This is a genomic window from Parabacteroides massiliensis (assembly GCF_900155425.1).
Taxonomy (GTDB): Bacteria; Bacteroidota; Bacteroidia; order Bacteroidales; family Tannerellaceae; genus Parabacteroides; species Parabacteroides massiliensis.
In genome coordinates this window covers 913,222-930,511 of sequence record NZ_LT700189.1, presented here as the reverse complement: position 1 = coordinate 930,511, position 17,290 = coordinate 913,222, and the positions used below count along the sequence as shown (strand labels likewise).

Below are 17,290 nucleotides of genomic sequence, written 5' to 3'. Positions count from 1 at the left end.
CCCCGAAAGGAGCGGCCTTCTATTTAATGGATAAGGATTATTCTTATTTGTATGCTTCGCCTTTGATAGCTGCGATACCCGGAAGAACTTTGCCTTCGATGGCTTCCAGCAGAGCGCCACCGCCTGTAGAAACGTAAGAAACGCCGCTTGCCAGACCGAACTTGTTAACACATGCTACAGAGTCTCCGCCGCCTACTAAAGAGAAAGCGCCGTTCTTGGTTGCTTCAACGATTGCTTCGCCGACTGCGCGGGAACCGTCTGTGAAGTTTTCGAATTCGAATACGCCTGTAGGACCGTTCCACAGGATAGTCTTGGAGTTCTTGATAACTTCGGCATAAAGAGCGATAGTCTTCGGACCGATGTCAAGGCCTTCCCATCCGTCAGGAATTTCGTTTACGTCGGCATAAGCAGTCTTGGCGTCGTTGCTGAAATCGTCGGCAATCTTGGCGTCGACAGCCAATACCAGGTTTACGCCTTTTTCTTTTGCTTTCTTCATCAGGTCGATAGCCAGATCCAGCTTGTCATCTTCGCAGATTGATTTGCCGATCTTGCCGCCCATAGCCTTCGTGAAGGTGTAAGTCATACCGCCGGTGATGATCAGGTTGTCTACCTTGTTCAACAGGTTTTCGATGATTTCGATCTTGGAAGAAACCTTGGAACCACCCATGATTGCAGTAAACGGACGAGTGATGTCGTTCATTACTTTTTCAACCGCTTTTACTTCTTTTTCCATCAGGTAGCCGAACATTTTGTGGTCAGCGTCGAAGTAATCGGCGATCAATGCCGTAGAAGCGTGAGCACGGTGAGCCGTACCGAATGCGTCGTTTACATAGCAATCGGCATAGGAGGCCAATCTCTTTGTAAATTCTTTCTGGCTTTCTTTAACGGCTTTCTTGGCTGCTTTCTTTTCTTCGTCTGTCGCATCTTCTGCCAAACCTCTCGGTTTGCCTTCTTCTTCAGCATAGAAACGAAGGTTTTCAAGCAATAATGCTTCGCCCGGTTGCAGAGCGGCAGCTTTAGCGCCGGCTTCTTCGCCGATACAGTCGTTAGCAAACTGAACATCGACACCCAGCAGTTCGGAAACGTGTTTCAGGATGTGTTTCAGTGAATATTTGTCAGTAACGCCTTTCGGACGTCCCAGGTGAGAGCCGATGATTACACTACCACCGTCTGCCAAAATCTTTTTCAGAGTAGGAAGGGCGGCACGGATACGAGTGTCGTCTGTGATGTTGAAGTTTTCGTCCAGAGGAACGTTGAAGTCAACTCTTACAAATGCCTTTTTGCCGGCAAAATTGAAATTGTCAATTGATTGCATAACTCTTATATTTAAGTTCTGTATTAAAATATCACGCTTAGCGGACGCAAACTTACACAAAAATATTCTATTTCGTTGTTTCAAATTCTATAAATTGTTGGCATAAATAAAAAACGGCCTTGCTTTGCCGTCTTTGCATGGGAATGCTTGAAAAGTGGAATTCGTTCGTTTTGCGCTTTGTCGGGATCGGTTTTGTCCATCCGGTCGTTTCCCTTATTGTCTTATTCCCAAAAAAGCCATTGGTTCGAATCGAAACTACTACTGCATCAAATTCGATTTTGTACCCTATATAATTCAAATTTCCCTATAGGGTAATATTTTTTAAGAAACAGGCTTTTGGGGTATATGGCTGTGGGCTATGTGTTTATGTGATATTCTTGCTTCAGGAGGGGATATTGTATTTTTTTTCGCAAAACGCGGATGGCATATCCCCTCCCAAGTTGTTGGTTTTCGGTGTTGTCTGGTTTTATAAATTATTCCGTCAGTTTGAAACGCAGGCGCAACCGGCCGTCGGCATAATCGTATGTCAGCATTTTGAAATGTCCGATTTCAGACGTGTTCTCGACATGTGCTCCGATACACGCGCAGGCGTCATAATCCCCGATACGGACAATGCGCAGCGTCTCGCTTGTGTCTTCCGGCAATTTGCTGAGATCGACGATTGCCCCGGCTTCCGCTTTCGGCACAAATTCGATTGTAACGGGCAGATGCCGGTCGATCACCTCATTGATCCGGCGTTCCACCTCTGCCATCATCTCGGCAGTCGGTTCTTCCGGCAGCTCGTAGTCGCATTTGCTCTTTTTCCTTTCTATATGCGCATTCTTTGAACGAGGGCAACCGAACATGCGGACCATCGTCTGGTTCAAAATATGTTCCGCCGTATGCATCGGAGGATATTCGGCTTTGTTGTGGCCGTTTAATTGGATTTCTTGTTCCATGAGTCGACTTCTTTTTTTAATATACTATATACATTAATATTTACATATTCGTTTGATACCAGCAATTCTCCATCCCGCTCGGTCCCTTCCAGCGTGAAGCCCAAACGTTTCGGGATGGCGTTGCTCGGTAAGTTGCCGGTGGCACACCGGATTTGGATACGGTTTATGTTGCGTTCGCGGACAGCCCATTGGCAAAGGTGACGGACGGCGTGCGTGATGATTCCTTTTCCGCGGTAGGCGGGAAGCAGCCAGTAGCCAATTTCCGTACGATGGTTGGGAGCATCGGAGAAATGGAAACCGGCCAGCCCGCAAATTGTTTCCCCTTGTTCCAGAATGTAAACAGGATCGCGTTGCCCGTAAGGGACGGCCAACACGGATTGCAGGAATTCCTGTTCGTCCGCAACGCTCTTGAGCCTGTCGACAAAAGGCAGCCAGATGCGCAAGTCTTCCCGGTTCTTGTCGATCGCCTCGAAGATAGGGGCTGCATCCTCGAAAGTCGCTTCCCGGATCGTATAGCCGGAAATGCCTATCGGGAGGGAGTGAGGACGGATCGTCTTTTCGAAAGCTTTCCTTGCGCTGTTGTTCCGGTAATACACTTCGCCGCAATACCGGAAACCCAACGTGTCGATCAGGTGAAGCATGTAAGCATTGTCGTATTTCGTGTCCACGCGGAAATTGTAGACGCCTTTCCTGCGGCTCACCTCCTCGGCTTGCAGCATAAACCGCTTTGCCATGCCTTGCCGTTTCATCTCGTCGGCAACAGCCAGGCGATGGACGATGACGTATGGCAGGTCGTTCGACCATCTGCCCTCTATGCCTTTATAGACCGGTTCGCCGTCGAACGAAATGACTCCGTAGGCAACAACCCGGCCTTCCCGGCAAACGACATATCCGTTTCCGTCCTGTATGTCTTGACGGATATGCTCGATGGCCGGATAGTTCTCGTCCCATTGCTGGCTTCCAAGACGTTGCATTTGGGCTTTTGCCTGCCCGATAATTTGCCAGATCCGTTCGATGTCTGTCGTTTCTGCTTTTCGGAATGTGTCGGATGTACCGGAGATTGTCATGTGTCTGTTGAATTTGTTGTTATGAATCCCCAAAGATAGTTTTTATTTTATATTCCAATAAAGTATGGAAAGCCAAAAAGATAAGCGGAAAAGTTCGTTTTTATAAACATTTGCTATTCTTAACCCGCTAATTTCAATCAAAGTCGTTTCGTTTTTGGTTATAAAAACAGATTAAGTCTGAAACGGTCTAAACAATTTATTAGGTATGATACGAAAACTTTTGATTCGGGATCTGACTCTCCGGGATGGTCAGCAATCTGCTTTTGCAACGCGAATGTCACAAAAACAGATAGACAGAGTGCTTCCTTTTTACAAAGAAGCCGGTTTTTATGCGATGGAAATATGGGGTGGCGCCGTGCCCGATTCCATCATGCGATATCTGGAAGAAGACCCGTGGGAGCGATTGGAGAAAATAAAAGTTGCCGTAGGAGACGCATCTAAGTTGGCGGCCCTTTCACGCGGACGTAACCTGTTCGGTTACAATCCTTATCCGGATAAGCTCATAAAAGGCTTCTGTCGCAACTCCATAGAATCGGGATTGGATATCATGCGCATATTCGATGCGTTGAACGATGTGGAGAATATAAAATCGACGGTCAGATATGTGAAACGCTTCGGCGGAATGGCCGATTGTGCTGTCTGCTACACGATCGATCCGTACCATTCGGCCGTTGAGAGAATTGTCGCAGCTTTACACGGACATCCGTTGCATAAGCCTGTTTTCACAAACGAATATTTTCTGAATAAGGCGCTTCAAATGGTGGCATTGGGAGCCGACATGATCACGATTAAAGACATGAGCGGCCTGATCCCGCCGGGAAGAAGCGCCGAAATGGTGCGTCTGTTCAAAAAACATCTCAAAGTTCCGGTGGATTTTCATACCCATTGTACGCCCGGATATGGCCTGGCCTCGGTCTTGGCCGCTATCGTCAACGGGGTGGATATTGTCGATACCAACATCTGGTATTTCGCCGGTGGAACAGCCGCTCCGGCAGTCGAACTGGTGTACGTGTTCTGCAAAAAGATGGGAATCGAGCTGGATATCAATATGGAAGCAATCGCGAGAATCAATTCCCATTTGCTGGATATCCGCAAAGAGTTGTCGGCTTTCGATATGGCAAAACAACTGCCTAAGCCGTTTAATCCGCTGACGGACAGGATACCGAACGAGATCGACCGTTTCTTCAACGATGCCATAGACGCCGCCCGGAAAGATAAAGAGGACGATTTGCTGCTCTTCTGCCGTGCCATAGAAGAATATTTTGATTTTCCCGAACCCGACGAACTGGTGAAGAAGGCTCAGATACCGGGAGGCATGTACACGAATATGGTAGCCCAGTTGAAACAGTTGGGGCAGTCGGACTTGCTGGAAAAAGCGATGTCGTTGATCCCACGGGTACGTATGGATGCCGGATTGCCGCCTTTGGTTACGCCGACGAGCCAGATCATCGGGGCTCAGGCAGTCTCGTGCGCGTTGGATCAGCTGAAGGGACGTCCGATGTACAGCAATCCCTCCAACCAGTTCATCGCCCTGGTAAAAGGCGAGTATGGAAAGACACCGGTCCCGGTCGATCCTGAGTTTCGATTGAAGATCACCGGATCGCGAGATGAAGTTCCCTATGATCCGTCCGATTATGAAATGCAGGAGAATCCCCTTGTGGAAGAAATGGAGACCCGGTTGGCCGAAAACGAAAAAGAAATCCTGCTCCTGGAACTTTTCCCGATGATGGCGCACAATTTTCTTTCAAAGAAGAAGCATGTGCATGTTACTACATAATATTTAGGTCGTTTTTTTATGTATTCGACATTCTATTATGTGTTTGAAAATCAGAAAAAGAGGAATGAAAATCAGAAAAAAAGAGAAGAAATGAAACGAAAAGCTTGCATAATTCAAATGAACCCTCTATTTTTGCACCCGTCTTAGAGACGAGGAGAGATGGCAGAGTGGTCGATTGCGGCGGTCTTGAAAACCGTTGAACCGAGAGGTTCCGGGGGTTCGAATCCCTCTTTCTCCGCTGAAAGCAGCAAAAGCTGCTTTTTACGTTTTATGGAGGCTGGCTGCTTCCGGATTTACATGGTTTTCAACCGAAAAGGAGAGATGCTCGAGTGGTTGAAGAGGCACGCCTGGAAAGCGTGTAAACCCCTAAAGGGTTTCGCGGGTTCGAATCCCGCTTTCTCCGCTGAAGGTCACTGGTTGTCAGTGGCCTTTTTTTGTGTTCGTTTCGCTTCGACCCCATGTTTTTTGGGCTGTCGTGGCGTTTTTTGTTTTATCCGGATGAAACTTTTTATATTTTTGCGGCGATCTTACAAAAATGAAATGAGAAATGGAACACGCTCCTAAGATTAACAAAGTAGAGGTCCGTACCCTACAGATGGCGGACTACCAACAATTATCTCAATCTTTCACAAGAGTTTATTCAGATGGCTCGGATGTGTTTTGGACACGTGAGCAAATCAAGAAGTTGATCACTATTTTCCCGGAAGGGCAGGTGGTTACGGTCGTGGACGATAAGATCGTGGGTTGCGCCTTGTCTATCATCGTCGATTACGACAAGGTGAAGAACGACCATACCTACGCCTTTGTTACCGGCAACGAAACCTTTAACACGCATAACCCGAAAGGTAATATTCTCTATGGTATCGAAGTCTTTATCCATCCCGATTACCGGGGCTTGCGCCTGGCACGGCGTATGTATGATTACCGGAAGGAACTGTGCGAAAGCCTGAATTTGAAAGCGATTATGTTCGGCGGACGTATCCCGAATTATCATAAATATGCAGATACGATGCGCCCGAAGGAATATATCGACAAGGTCCGTAAAAGAGAAATTTACGACCCGGTGCTGACTTTCCAGATATCGAACGATTTCCACGTTCGCAAAGTGATGACGAACTACTTGCCGAACGACGAGGAATCCAAGCATTATGCAACCCTGCTGCAATGGGACAATATCTATTACCAGCCGACCCCGGAAATCGTTTCGACCAAGACGACCGTCCGTGTCGGCCTTGTCCAGTGGCAGATGCGACCTTACAAGGGCCTCGACGACGTGTTCGAGCAGGTGGAGTTTTTTGTGGATGCCGTGTCCGATTATAAGAGCGACTTTATCCTTTTCCCCGAATATTTCAATGCCCCTCTGATGGCTAAGTTCAACCACATGAGCGAGTCGGAGGCTATCCGCGAGCTGGCGAAATATACGGACGAGATGCTGAACCGCTTCATCAACCTGGCGATCAGCTACAACATCAATATCATCACCGGAAGCATGCCGTTGATCAAAGACGACGGATTGTATAACGTCGGTTTCCTCTGCCGTCGCGACGGAAGTTATGAGACATACGAGAAAGTGCATATCACGCCCGATGAGGCGAAGAGCTGGGGGCTTTCCGGCGGCAAGATGGTCCGGACTTTCGAAACGGACTGTGCCAAGATTGGTGTCCTGATCTGCTACGATGTCGAATTCCCGGAACTCTCGCGTATCATGGCGGACCAGGGAATGCAGATACTCTTTGTGCCCTTCCTGACCGATACGCAGAACGCCTATTCGCGTGTCCGTGTCTGTGCGCAGGCACGTGCGATCGAAAACGAATGCTTTGTTGTCATAGCCGGCAGCGTCGGCAACCTGCCTCGCGTACATAACATGGATATCCAGTATGCGCAGTCCGGCGTCTTCACCCCGTGCGACTTTGCTTTCCCGACAGACGGGAAAAGGGCGGAGGCGACCCCGAATACGGAAATGATCTTAGTGTCGGACGTAGACCTCGATTTGCTGAACGAATTGCATACCTACGGAAGTGTCCGCAACTTGAAAGACCGCCGGCACGACCTGTATGAGGTGAAGATGAAGCGGAAGTGATGAAAAGGTAACATATATGTACGTGTATTGTCATTTTGCTGTGATTTGTAAGGAGTTTTAAGATGTTTTATAAGTGACGTGCTTTTGGTGGTAGCAGAAAAAGGTTACATTTGTAGATGGATGTTTTCAAAATAACATGCTATGATCCCACCTAAAAGTATTTGCTTATGATAAAAAGAAGATTACTGTCGTACGACATTTCGCAATTGACAAAAGTATTTAGAAAAGATTTTCCCCAGCTGGTGACGATGGCGGAAGAAAATGAGAGCGCAGCGCTTTTCAAAGAAGCCCTGCGCTCTTTTGTTTCTTCCCGCATCGGCGGGACGGCCGGTGGAAACAAGGAGGGAAATGCCGTGGCGAAGCGTATTCTTCTGTTGATCGAACATGACGATACGACAGTCTTCGAACTATCGACAGGCGAAGAAATTCCGATACGGACGATAACCCGCCTGTGGCAATTTCTGACCGGAAAACTGGAGGAGGTCGTTTCGCCGGACTTCTTTATCGACCTCTTCCGGCAATTCGAATTGTTGGAAAACCCGGAGAAGATCGTGCCGGACCGCTCGCTTGTCAAACGGCAGATGAACCGCTGGCCGACTGGGTTGGACGAAGAGGTGATGGAGATCCGCCGTTCCAACAAAGAGCGGATCATAGCCGGACTGATACGCAAGATCGAACGGCGCCATGCCCCGGCTTCCCGGTTTCAGTTTGCGGAAGGAATGGGCTATGCCGAGAAATACATCAAGGTGCAGGAATGGTGGGATACCAGCCGTTTCCATCTTGCAATGGCTTTCAAAAGCCCGACGGAATTGAACTATTTCCTCGGCGGTTCCCTTTCGGTGGAGACGCTGGACCTGTTGGCGCGTGCCCGCAAGAAAGGCATGCCGTTCTTTGTGACTCCTTACTACCTTTCTTTGCTGAACACGAATACAAGCGGGTATGACGATGAGGCCATCCGTTCGTATATCCTCTATTCGAAGGAACTGGTCGAGACATACGGGCAGATCAAGGCGTGGGAAAAAGAAGACGTCGTCGTGGCGGGGCAGCCGAATGCCGCCGGATGGTTGTTGCCGGAAGGACACAACATACACCGCCGCTACCCGGAGGTGGCGATTCTCATTCCCGATTCGATGGGACGTGCCTGCGGCGGCTTGTGCGCCTCCTGCCAGCGGATGTACGATTTTCAGAGCGAACGGTTGAATTTTGATTTTGAATCCCTGAAGCCGAAGGAGGCCTGGGATCGGAAACTACGCCGCCTGATGCGCTATTTTGAAGATGACGCACAGCTCAGGGATATACTGATCACCGGAGGCGACGCGTTGATGAGCCAGAACGCGACGCTTCGCAACATACTCGATGCCGTCTACAAGATGGCGGTCCGGAAACGGAAAAACAACGAGAGCCGGCCTGATGGGGAGAAATACGCCGAACTGCAACGGGTTCGTCTGGGTTCGCGTCTGCTTGCCTATCTGCCTCTTAGGATTACGGACGAACTGGTTGGCCTCTTGAGGGATTTCAGAGATAAGGCCTCGCGTGTCGGTGTCACACAGTTTATCGTACAGACACATTTCCAGTCTCCATTAGAGGTCACGCCGGAAGCAAAGAAGGCGATCGAGGCTATCCTCTCCGCCGGCTGGATCATCACCAACCAGTTGGTCTACACCGTTGCCGCTTCCCGGCGAGGGCATACGGCAAAACTTCGCCAGACGTTGAATGCGATGGGGGTGGTGTGCTATTATACTTTCTCGGTCAAGGGCTTCCACGAAAACTATGCCGTGTTTACCCCAAACAGCCGTTCCTTGCAGGAGCAACAGGAGGAGAAGGTTTTCGGACTTGTCCCGAAAGAGAAACAGAAGGAGCTGTACCGGCTGATCCGCTATGAACGGCCCTTGGGAAAGAAACTGTCCGGTTTCCTGAAAGAGAACCATCTTCTTTTTGCCGCTACAGACCGCAGTGTGCTGAATCTTCCTGCCATTGGCAAAAGCATGACCTTCCGGACAGTCGGCTTGACGTCCGAAGGTAAACGCATCCTGAAATTCGACCATGACGCCGGACGTCGCCACAGCCCGATTATCGACCGGATGGGAGAGGTCTACATCGCCGAGAACAAGTCTGTCGCCGCCTACCTGCGCCAGTTGCAGGATATGGGCGAGGAGGTACGGGAATATGTCAGCATCTGGAACTATTCCGAAGGAGTGACCGAACCCCGTTTCGGTATTTACGAATATCCCGGTTATCCTTTTGATGTTACAGAAAAGATGACAAATCTTGAACTATAAAACGAGTATTTATTATCTTTGTTCGTGCTAAACCAATATTAAAATGATACAGAACGAAAGAGAAATACGACACGAGCATGTGTTACAGGCTGTTCGTCAGATGATGACAGCTGCCCGGACAGCTCCGAAGGGGAAAGGTATCGACATTATCGAAGTGGCAATGGTGACGGACGAGGACATCAAGCACCTTTCCGAAGAACTTGTCATCATGTCGGGCGAAACCGGTTTGAAATTCTTTTTGCGTGATGCCGACAATATCCTTCAAGCCGAAGCCATCATGATTGTCGGTACGCGCCAGCAGGTACAGGGCTTGAATTGTGCGCACTGCGGATTCCCGACCTGTGCGGAGAAGCCGGAAGCCGTTCCTTGTGCGATCAATTCGGTGGACTTGGGCATTGCGATCGGTTCGGCTTGTGCCACGGCATCGGATTTGCGCCTGGACACACGTGTGATGTTCAGTGCCGGACTGGCTGCACAACGTTTGGGGATGTTGGACGATTGTAAATGCGTGATGGCGATCCCCGTGAGCGCATCCTCGAAAAACCCGTTCTTCGATCGAAAACCCAAAACAGAGTAAGTCATGATAAAGTTTGATAACAAACTCGAACTGCGATACTACTTCAACGATAAATCCAACTACATGGATGCCATGATCAAACACCGTTCGGAAAAGGAGGTGCTCTCGCTTGTCCGGACGCTGGCAGACATGTTGGATATCAAAATGACTATTTATTGTGAGTCTTTAGCCCAGCAGGAAGGGTTTCGCGAAATCTGGTCGGTGGCTGGAGAGAACAGCCGTCTGATCTCCATTCTTCTCAATTTGTTTATGCAAGTGTGGACACGTCCGTCCCTTTTGGTCGGCGGGCAGCCGGCCCAGGACCGTTCGGCGGCCGACGAAGAAAAGATGCAGCGCGAAGTTGCCTTGTTGCGCACGAATCTCAGGAAGAAATCTCCCGGCGTGACAGTCACGCGCGAATTGGTGGAACTGCTAAGCGCATCGCCTCGCGTCTGCAAGTGCAAATCGAATTTTTACGAAGCTGTGCGCGGCTATCCGAAAGTGACGAAGTTCACCCTGCGCGAACTGAACGAAAACAACCGCAGCCGCTCGGGGTCGTTGGAGGTTAAACGCGAACAGTTTGACTATTATATCCTCCGTTCCGATGAGTTGCCTCCGGTCAAAGATAACAAAGCGACGATAGAAATCATCTCGCCTGTGCTGAAAGACGCCCGTTACCGCTGGAAAGGCATCTACAACAAAGGCGGCGAGACAATCGACTTCTACATGTGCGACGAAGACTTCAAGAAAGATATGTTCGATGAAAAGATCGTCTTCAAGAGTGGCATGTGTATCGATTGCGTGCTGGAGATACAACGGAAGATAAGCGAACTGGGTGAAGTGGTCAATATCAGCTACACGGTCGAAACCGTGATCCGTACCCGCTTCGATAAGATGGAAATCATTACGCCGCAAGGAAAACGCCATTTGCGTAAGTTAGAGGCGGAGAAAAAACAGTTGACGCTCGATCTTTTCGGCTGATACAACGCATCGCTGTCAACGCACAACGGACCGGAATGACTCTTTTGAGAGTTTCGCGGGCCTCCCATTGTGCATCGAAATAAATAAAAGAGGTTATGGCAAAAGCAAAAACCGTATATGTCTGCTCCAACTGCGGGGCTGATTCTCCGAAATGGATCGGAAAATGTCCTTCCTGCGGGGAATGGAACACGTATGTCGAGGAGATCGTGGCAAAGGAACCGGCCGGGAAACGGGCCGGGGCGGGATTTATCCGCCCTGAAGGGGCAGGCCCTGTGCGCCCTGTACTGCTTCGCGACATTACTTCCGAAGAGGAAACGCGCATCGACCTCGGCGATCAGGAGTTGAACCGTGTCCTCGGTGGCGGTCTGGTGAAAGGATCGTTGGTCCTGATCGGCGGCGAACCGGGCATCGGGAAGTCTACTCTCGTCCTGCAAACCGTTTTAGGATTGAAGGGACTCCGTACGCTTTACGTTTCAGGCGAGGAGAGCAGCCGCCAGTTGAAACTTCGTGCCGACCGTATCGCACATGAGAACCCGGATTGCTTCATCCTCTGCGAAACCAATCTCGAACAGATATTTGTCCAGGCCCGCAACGTACAGCCCGACCTCCTGATCATCGACTCGATACAGACCATTTATACCGAGCTGGTCGAGTCTTCCCCCGGAAGCGTTTCGCAGGTGCGTGAGTGTAGCGCGGCCATCCTGAAATATGCAAAGGAGAGCGGTACGCCTGTCCTCCTGATCGGGCACATCAACAAGGAAGGAAGCATTGCCGGGCCGAAGGTGCTCGAGCATATCGTCGACACCGTCCTGCAGTTCGAGGGCGACCAGCATTATATGTACCGCATCCTCAGGGGTATCAAAAACCGTTTCGGAAGTACGGCCGAATTGGGTATCTACGAGATGCGCCAGGACGGTCTTCGCGAAGTCAGCAACCCATCCGAACTGCTGTTGACGCAGAATCACGAGGGGTTGAGCGGCGTGGCCATTGCAGCGGCGATCGAAGGCATCCGTCCTTTCCTGATCGAGACGCAGGCGTTGGTTAGTTCGGCAGTTTACGGGACTCCCCAGCGCAGTGCGACGGGATTCGACCTGAGGCGAATGAACATGCTGCTCGCGGTGCTCGAAAAGCGTGCCGGGTTCAAGCTGGTTCAGAAAGACGTCTTTCTGAATATTGCCGGCGGGTTGAAGGTGAACGATCCGGCGATCGACCTGGCGGTGATCAGTGCGGTCCTTTCTTCGAGCCTCGATATTTCGATCGAGCCGGGTATCTGTATGTGTGGCGAGGTGGGGCTTTCGGGCGAGATCCGCCCGGTGAACCGTATCGAGCAGCGTATCCTGGAAGCGGAAAAATTGGGTTTCTCGCGTATTATCATCCCGCACAATAACCTGAAAGGCTTCGACACGTCCAAGTGCAAGATGCAGATCGTGCAAGTGCGCAAGGTGGAGGAGGCTTTCCGGCAATTGTTCGGATAAGTTTATATGTATATGAATAAAAGTGTTGTTTATCTATTTGTGAGTGTTCTCTTCCTGTTTACAAGCTGCGAGTACCGGTTGGGGGAGAATTTTGTGGATTTAGGGAGACTGCAGGTCGATTCGGTTTTGACGGATGTGCAGTTTTATGGTTTTGCCTATCATCAGGATGAAAAGGCCTATGTAGCCGAAAATAGCGGAGCTGCCAGTTGCGAACTTTTTATTTCGGCCGGGTTCGAAGTGGAAAGGATGATCGTCCGTTTAGGCGAGATGGAATGGGAAAGCACGGGGAAGCGATGTGATTTCATGCTGGATATGGATCGGATTCCGAATGGCTCTTATGAGTTGTCGTGCGAGGTTTTCGCCCGGATGAATAACGGGACGGTTGCCGGACAGGTCGGAGCCGAGCAGTATGTGGAAAAGCGCAGTTGGCCTCTCAAGATCAATGCGCGTACGGGAAGTGACAAAAACCTCCGGTATCGGATGGACGAAAACGGGCATCCCGAAATCTTTTGGGACGTGGACGAATCTCTTCGTGACGGATTTGATCATTTTACGATTGAATACAGCTATGACAATGTGGTTTATATCCGGAGAAGCAACCGTTTCGACCAGCGCTCTTTTGTCGACGAAACCTATGCTGGCGCCGGTGGAACTTACGAAGTCTATATTTATTTCAAAGATGAAACCATCCGTCCTTACTCTCTCGGTAAGGCTGTCTTGGATGTTTCCGATAATACGTCTAACCCTGAAAACAATCCGAAGAAATGAAGCGAACCATCTTGTTTATATGCCTTATGCTTGCATTTGTCCGGACGGGGCAGGCTCAGTCGCTGACAATCGAATACAATATCGGTCACGGCACATATCAGATGTCCGATATGAAAGATATCCTGAAGAACCAGATGCTTCCCGTGACCAATGCGCTGGTTACGGATGAGTTTCCCGGTTATGTGACACAAGACACCCGTGTGGGGATCGAATGGCGGCGTCATCACGCGGGAGCTCTTTTCAACTATATGAATACGGCCGGCAAGAAGGGGGTAACGGATTATTCCGGTTCCTGCAACTACGAGCTGCGCAACAAAGGGTATAAGCTCGGCGCTTTTTACCGTTTCCGTTTGGTTAAGGAAGAAATCAGTATTTTTACGTTCGAACCGTACGTGCAGCTTTCGACGGGCGTTGTGCTGAACAGGGTGCACGAGTCGAATCGTTTGTTTGTCGAGTCTGATCCCGCAGCAGGATACGAGGAGGAAGATCGTTTTTCCGGCAAGAATTTCTTTGTGGAGCCGGCTTTCGGCATCAAGTTCGGCCTGTGCCGCCATGTCGCGCTGAACGTGAACATCGCTTATGAATGGGATGCCGTGAAGCAGAAGCATTCGTCCGGGCATACAGAGTTCCCGTCGGATTTTAAGGTGGACTGGAGCGGGTACAGGGCGCAGGCCGGTTTGATTTTTTATTTGAATCTAAAAAAGTAATAAACGATGATACAAGAATTACAACTCCGTATATTGCCCGAAGAGGCAGCCAACGAACAGTCGTTGAAGCAGGTGGTCGCTCGTGAGACGGGAACATCTGTTCCGCATATTCATACCGTCCGGGTGTTGAAGCGTTCCATCGATGCGCGTCAGCGGACCATCTATGTGAATGTCAAGCTGCGTGCTTTTATCGACGAGGAACCGGACGAACCGGAATTCCGGTCGGTGGAATATAAAGACGTGTCGGGCGGGAAACCTGTCGTGGTCGTAGGAGCGGGGCCGGGCGGTTTGTTTGCCGCCCTCCGCCTGATAGAGTTGGGGTTGCGTCCGGTCGTGATCGAACGAGGAAAGAACGTGCGCGAACGTAAAAAGGATATCGCCCTGATCAGCCGCGAGCATAAGGTGAACGAAGAGTCCAACTACAGCTTCGGCGAAGGGGGAGCCGGCGCCTATTCCGACGGCAAGCTCTACACCCGCAGCAAGAAACGGGGTTCGGTCGATAAGATTCTGAATGTCTTCTGCCAGTTCGGAGCAAGCACTTCGATCCTGGCCGATGCCCATCCGCATATCGGGACGGACAAATTGCCGCGCGTGATCGAGAATATCCGCGAACAGATCATCCGCTGTGGCGGGGAAGTCCATTTCGAGACCCGAATGGATGCCTTGGTCATCCGGAACGGGGAAGTGATAGGAGTCGAGACGAATACAGGCGAAAGCTTTTCGGGCCCGGTCATCCTGGCAACAGGCCATTCCGCCCGCGACGTGTATCGCTACCTTCACGACCGGCAAATCCCGATCGAGGCCAAAGGCATTGCCGTCGGTGTCCGGTTGGAGCATCCGCAGATGCTGATCGACCAGATACAATATCATCGCAAGGAGGGGCGGGGCAAATATCTGCCGGCAGCCGAATATAGTTTTGTGGCGCAATCCGGCGGCCGCGGAGTCTATTCTTTCTGCATGTGTCCCGGCGGCTTCGTCGTTCCGGCGGCAAGCGGTCCCCGGCAGGTGGTGGTCAACGGAATGTCTCCTTCCAATCGTGGTTCCCGCTGGTCGAACTCCGGCATGGTGGTGGAGATACGCCCGGAAGACTATCCCGAATTGATGAAGCACGAAGAAATGACGGTCAGCCAGGATTCGCCACTCGCGTTGATGGCCTTCCAGGAACGTTTGGAAGAAGTCTGCTGGTTGAACGGCGGGATGAAACAAACCGCCCCGGCGCAACGGATGGCCGACTTCGTGAACAAGAAAAACTCTTTCGATCTCCCCGAATCCTCTTATACGCCCGGCCTGCTGGCTTCTCCGTTGCATTTCTGGATGCCGGAGTTCGTCACCGGCCGCCTGCGTGAAGGCTTCCGCCATTTCGGCAAAGTCTCCAAAGGCTTCCTGACCAACGAAGCGGTAATGATCGGGGTCGAAACCCGAACCTCCTCGCCCGTCCGCATCCTGCGCGACAAGGAAAGCTACCAGCACGTAACCCTGAAAGGCCTTTTCCCTTGTGGCGAAGGCGCCGGCTATGCAGGCGGGATCGTTTCCGCCGCCATCGACGGAGAACGGTGTGCGGAAGGAATTGCCGGATATTTGTCCCTTATTTGAAACACCGGTGTTTCGAAAGCGAAACATATATGTTTTGAAGCCAAAACATATATGTTTTAAAATGAAAGCCTGCCACGCATTCCGATCTCCCCATCTTTGAAATAAAACCGTTCGTCATGCTCGGCCAGGAAACGGACGGTGGCGACGATTTTATCTTCGGTGAAAGGCAGAGATTCGTTCAAGGCGGAGGCCGGCAGGGATTGCCGGTCTGAAAGCAGTTCGAGCAGCCGGTCGCGTATGGCGTTGAAATCCCGGTTGGTCAGCCCGGAATCGTTTTTGGAAAGGCAGATATCGCAGCATCCGCAATCTTTCGTATCCATTTCTCCGAAATAGGCGAGCAACAGGCGGCTGCGGCAGATATCTTCCCTGCCCATGTATTCCTTCACTTTCTCGATACGCTTTTTCGCCCTTTCGCGGCGCTCTTCGTAAACGGAGGGAGGGATAACGAGATCCTTTTTTTTCAGACGTGGATGCGTATAGGTGATCCGGGCGGTAGCGGGAAAAGTCGATTCGTCCTCTTCTTCGGTATATTCGATGTAACCGGACAGTTCCAACAAGTTCAGCGCATGATACACCTGCAGCGGGAAAAAACCGCAAGTGGAACTGAAATCGACCATGGAAAATTCGTGTATGACCTCCTTCCCGTGTTCTTCCTGTATAGGGTAATACTTTTCCAATGATCCGTACACTTGCCTGATCAGGCTTTTTTCCGGAAATTCGTTCTCGATCCGTTTTTTTAGCAGGAAGTTGTCTATGTCCGTATAGAGAACCACTGCAAAGGCTTTCCGGCTGTCCCGTCCGGCACGGCCTGCCTCCTGGAAATATTCCTCCAATGATCCCGGCATGTCCAGATGGACCACCAACCGCACGTCCGGTTTGTCGATTCCCATCCCGAAAGCGTTTGTCGTGACTATAACCCGGCATTCGTTGTTTTTCCAGCGTTGCTGCCGTATCTCTTTTTCTTTGCGGCTCAACCCGGCATGGAAGAAATCGGCTGATATCCCGACTTGTCGAAGGAAAAGGGCCGTGTCTTTTGTCTGTTTCCGGTTTCGGGTATAGACGATGGCCGTACCCGGCACTTTTCCGAGTATGTAGGACAACGTGTACTGCTTGTTGTCCGTGTGACGTACGATATAGGCAAGATTCGGGCGGGCGAAACTTTTCAGGAAAACGTTTTTCTCCTTGAAAAGCAGCCGTTCCTGTATCTCGTCCACTACTTCGGGCGTGGCTGTCGCCGTCAGCGCCAGTACCGGTACGCCGGGCAGTTGCTCCCGTATGTCGGCAATATGGAGATAGGAAGGGCGGAAGTCATAGCCCCATTGCGAGATGCAATGGCTTTCGTCTACCACCAAGATGCAGACGTTCATGGCTCGCAGCTTTTCTTTGAAGAAGCCGGTGGCAAGGCGTTCGGGCGAGACATACAGAAACTTGTATTGTCCGGAAACGCAAGACTCCAATTCGGCCGCAATCTCCTGGTACTCCATGCCCGAATAGACAGCCGTAGCTTTGATCCCGACCCGGCGCAGATTGTCGACCTGGTCGCGCATCAGAGCGATAAGCGGCGTGACGACCAGGCAAATTCCCTCCATCGCCAGTGCCGGAACCTGGAAGGTGATCGATTTTCCACCTCCCGTCGGCATGAGCCCGAGCGTGTCTTTCCCGGCACAGACGGAACGGATGATATCCTCCTGTAAAGGGCGGAAAGCCGGGTATCCCCAATACTTTCCTAAAATCTTATGGTAGACATCCACCGC

13 protein-coding genes and 2 tRNA genes are annotated in these 17,290 nt (G+C 50.8%); 11 read left to right on the top strand and 4 right to left on the bottom strand.

What is annotated here, in order from left to right:
* Positions 1–43: 43 nt before the first annotated feature.
* The 3 genes from BQ9893_RS03980 to BQ9893_RS03965 all read right to left on the bottom strand — a co-directional run bounded on the left by BQ9893_RS03980 (position 44) and on the right by BQ9893_RS03965 (position 3,320).
* Complete coding sequence (locus tag BQ9893_RS03980) at positions 44–1,315, bottom strand: phosphoglycerate kinase (RefSeq protein WP_075964834.1); 1,272 nt, start codon at positions 1,313–1,315, stop codon at positions 44–46.
* Positions 1,316–1,788: 473 nt separating this feature from the next.
* Positions 1,789–2,253, bottom strand: a complete 465-nt coding sequence (locus BQ9893_RS03970) for an alanyl-tRNA editing protein (RefSeq protein WP_075964832.1) — start codon at positions 2,251–2,253, stop codon at positions 1,789–1,791.
* Complete coding sequence (locus BQ9893_RS03965) at positions 2,232–3,320, bottom strand: GNAT family N-acetyltransferase (protein WP_075965397.1); 1,089 nt, start codon at positions 3,318–3,320, stop codon at positions 2,232–2,234. The genes BQ9893_RS03970 and BQ9893_RS03965 overlap by 22 nt, the downstream gene beginning before the upstream one ends.
* A gap of 205 nt (positions 3,321–3,525) precedes the next feature.
* On the opposite strand from BQ9893_RS03965, the gene BQ9893_RS03960 reads away from it, so the two are divergent.
* The 11 genes from BQ9893_RS03960 (at position 3,526) to BQ9893_RS03910 (ending at position 15,536) form a co-directional block, all read left to right on the top strand.
* Positions 3,526–5,097 (top strand): carboxylase, encoded by a 1,572-nt coding sequence (locus BQ9893_RS03960; protein WP_075964831.1) that lies wholly within the window; start codon positions 3,526–3,528, stop codon positions 5,095–5,097.
* A gap of 153 nt (positions 5,098–5,250) precedes the next feature.
* Positions 5,251–5,335, top strand: a tRNA-Ser gene (locus BQ9893_RS03955).
* A gap of 77 nt (positions 5,336–5,412) precedes the next feature.
* Positions 5,413–5,500: transfer RNA gene (locus BQ9893_RS03950), tRNA-Ser, on the top strand.
* Between the two features lie 144 nt (positions 5,501–5,644).
* A complete protein-coding gene (locus tag BQ9893_RS03945) occupies positions 5,645–7,177 on the top strand; it encodes a carbon-nitrogen hydrolase family protein (protein WP_075964830.1) in 1,533 nt (510 codons plus the stop codon).
* Positions 7,178–7,344: 167 nt separating this feature from the next.
* Positions 7,345–9,456, top strand: coding sequence for a KamA family radical SAM protein (locus BQ9893_RS03940; protein WP_075964829.1), 2,112 nt, complete (start codon positions 7,345–7,347; stop codon positions 9,454–9,456).
* Positions 9,457–9,499: 43 nt separating this feature from the next.
* The gene (locus BQ9893_RS03935) at positions 9,500–10,033 is read left to right on the top strand and encodes a ferredoxin domain-containing protein (protein ID WP_075964828.1); all 534 of its coding nucleotides are present in this window, start codon (positions 9,500–9,502) and stop codon (positions 10,031–10,033) included.
* Between the two features lie 3 nt (positions 10,034–10,036).
* Positions 10,037–10,993: a hypothetical protein gene (locus BQ9893_RS03930; RefSeq protein WP_075964827.1), complete on the top strand. Its 957-nt coding sequence runs from the start codon at positions 10,037–10,039 to the stop codon at positions 10,991–10,993.
* Between the two features lie 95 nt (positions 10,994–11,088).
* Positions 11,089–12,468 (top strand): DNA repair protein RadA, encoded by a 1,380-nt coding sequence (radA, locus tag BQ9893_RS03925; RefSeq protein WP_075964826.1) that lies wholly within the window; start codon positions 11,089–11,091, stop codon positions 12,466–12,468.
* A 12-nt stretch (positions 12,469–12,480) separates the two neighbouring features.
* Entirely contained in the window at positions 12,481–13,236 is a 756-nt protein-coding gene (locus BQ9893_RS03920; protein ID WP_139322559.1) for a hypothetical protein, read from the top strand.
* Positions 13,233–13,943 (top strand): hypothetical protein, encoded by a 711-nt coding sequence (locus BQ9893_RS03915; RefSeq protein WP_075964824.1) that lies wholly within the window; start codon positions 13,233–13,235, stop codon positions 13,941–13,943. Before BQ9893_RS03920 ends, BQ9893_RS03915 begins: the two co-directional genes overlap by 4 nt.
* Before the next feature lie 6 nt (positions 13,944–13,949).
* Positions 13,950–15,536 carry an NAD(P)/FAD-dependent oxidoreductase gene (locus BQ9893_RS03910; RefSeq protein WP_075964823.1) on the top strand — a complete coding sequence of 529 codons (1,587 nt, stop codon included), beginning with the start codon at positions 13,950–13,952 and terminating at the stop codon, positions 15,534–15,536.
* Between the two features lie 56 nt (positions 15,537–15,592).
* On the opposite strand, the gene BQ9893_RS03905 is transcribed toward BQ9893_RS03910, so the two are convergent.
* Positions 15,593–17,287, bottom strand: a complete 1,695-nt coding sequence (locus BQ9893_RS03905; RefSeq protein WP_075964822.1) for a RecQ family ATP-dependent DNA helicase — start codon at positions 17,285–17,287, stop codon at positions 15,593–15,595.
* Positions 17,288–17,290: the final 3 nt, after the last annotated feature.

What these genes read in the sequence shown, in the direction of transcription:
- BQ9893_RS03960 (WP_075964831.1), top strand. Translation starts at nt 3,526, where the DNA reads ATGATACGAAAACTTTTGATTCGGGATCTGACTCTCCGGGATGGTCAG.
- BQ9893_RS03910 (WP_075964823.1), top strand. Translation starts at nt 13,950, where the DNA reads ATGATACAAGAATTACAACTCCGTATATTGCCCGAAGAGGCAGCCAAC.
- BQ9893_RS03980 (WP_075964834.1), bottom strand. Translation starts at nt 1,315, where the DNA reads ATGCAATCAATTGACAATTTCAATTTTGCCGGCAAAAAGGCATTTGTA.
- BQ9893_RS03945 (WP_075964830.1), top strand. Translation starts at nt 5,645, where the DNA reads ATGGAACACGCTCCTAAGATTAACAAAGTAGAGGTCCGTACCCTACAG.
- BQ9893_RS03965 (WP_075965397.1), bottom strand. Translation starts at nt 3,320, where the DNA reads ATGACAATCTCCGGTACATCCGACACATTCCGAAAAGCAGAAACGACA.
- BQ9893_RS03940 (WP_075964829.1), top strand. Translation starts at nt 7,345, where the DNA reads ATGATAAAAAGAAGATTACTGTCGTACGACATTTCGCAATTGACAAAA.
- radA (WP_075964826.1), top strand. Translation starts at nt 11,089, where the DNA reads ATGGCAAAAGCAAAAACCGTATATGTCTGCTCCAACTGCGGGGCTGAT.
- BQ9893_RS03930 (WP_075964827.1), top strand. Translation starts at nt 10,037, where the DNA reads ATGATAAAGTTTGATAACAAACTCGAACTGCGATACTACTTCAACGAT.
- BQ9893_RS03915 (WP_075964824.1), top strand. Translation starts at nt 13,233, where the DNA reads ATGAAGCGAACCATCTTGTTTATATGCCTTATGCTTGCATTTGTCCGG.
- BQ9893_RS03935 (WP_075964828.1), top strand. Translation starts at nt 9,500, where the DNA reads ATGATACAGAACGAAAGAGAAATACGACACGAGCATGTGTTACAGGCT.
- BQ9893_RS03970 (WP_075964832.1), bottom strand. Translation starts at nt 2,253, where the DNA reads ATGGAACAAGAAATCCAATTAAACGGCCACAACAAAGCCGAATATCCT.
- BQ9893_RS03920 (WP_139322559.1), top strand. Translation starts at nt 12,481, where the DNA reads ATGAATAAAAGTGTTGTTTATCTATTTGTGAGTGTTCTCTTCCTGTTT.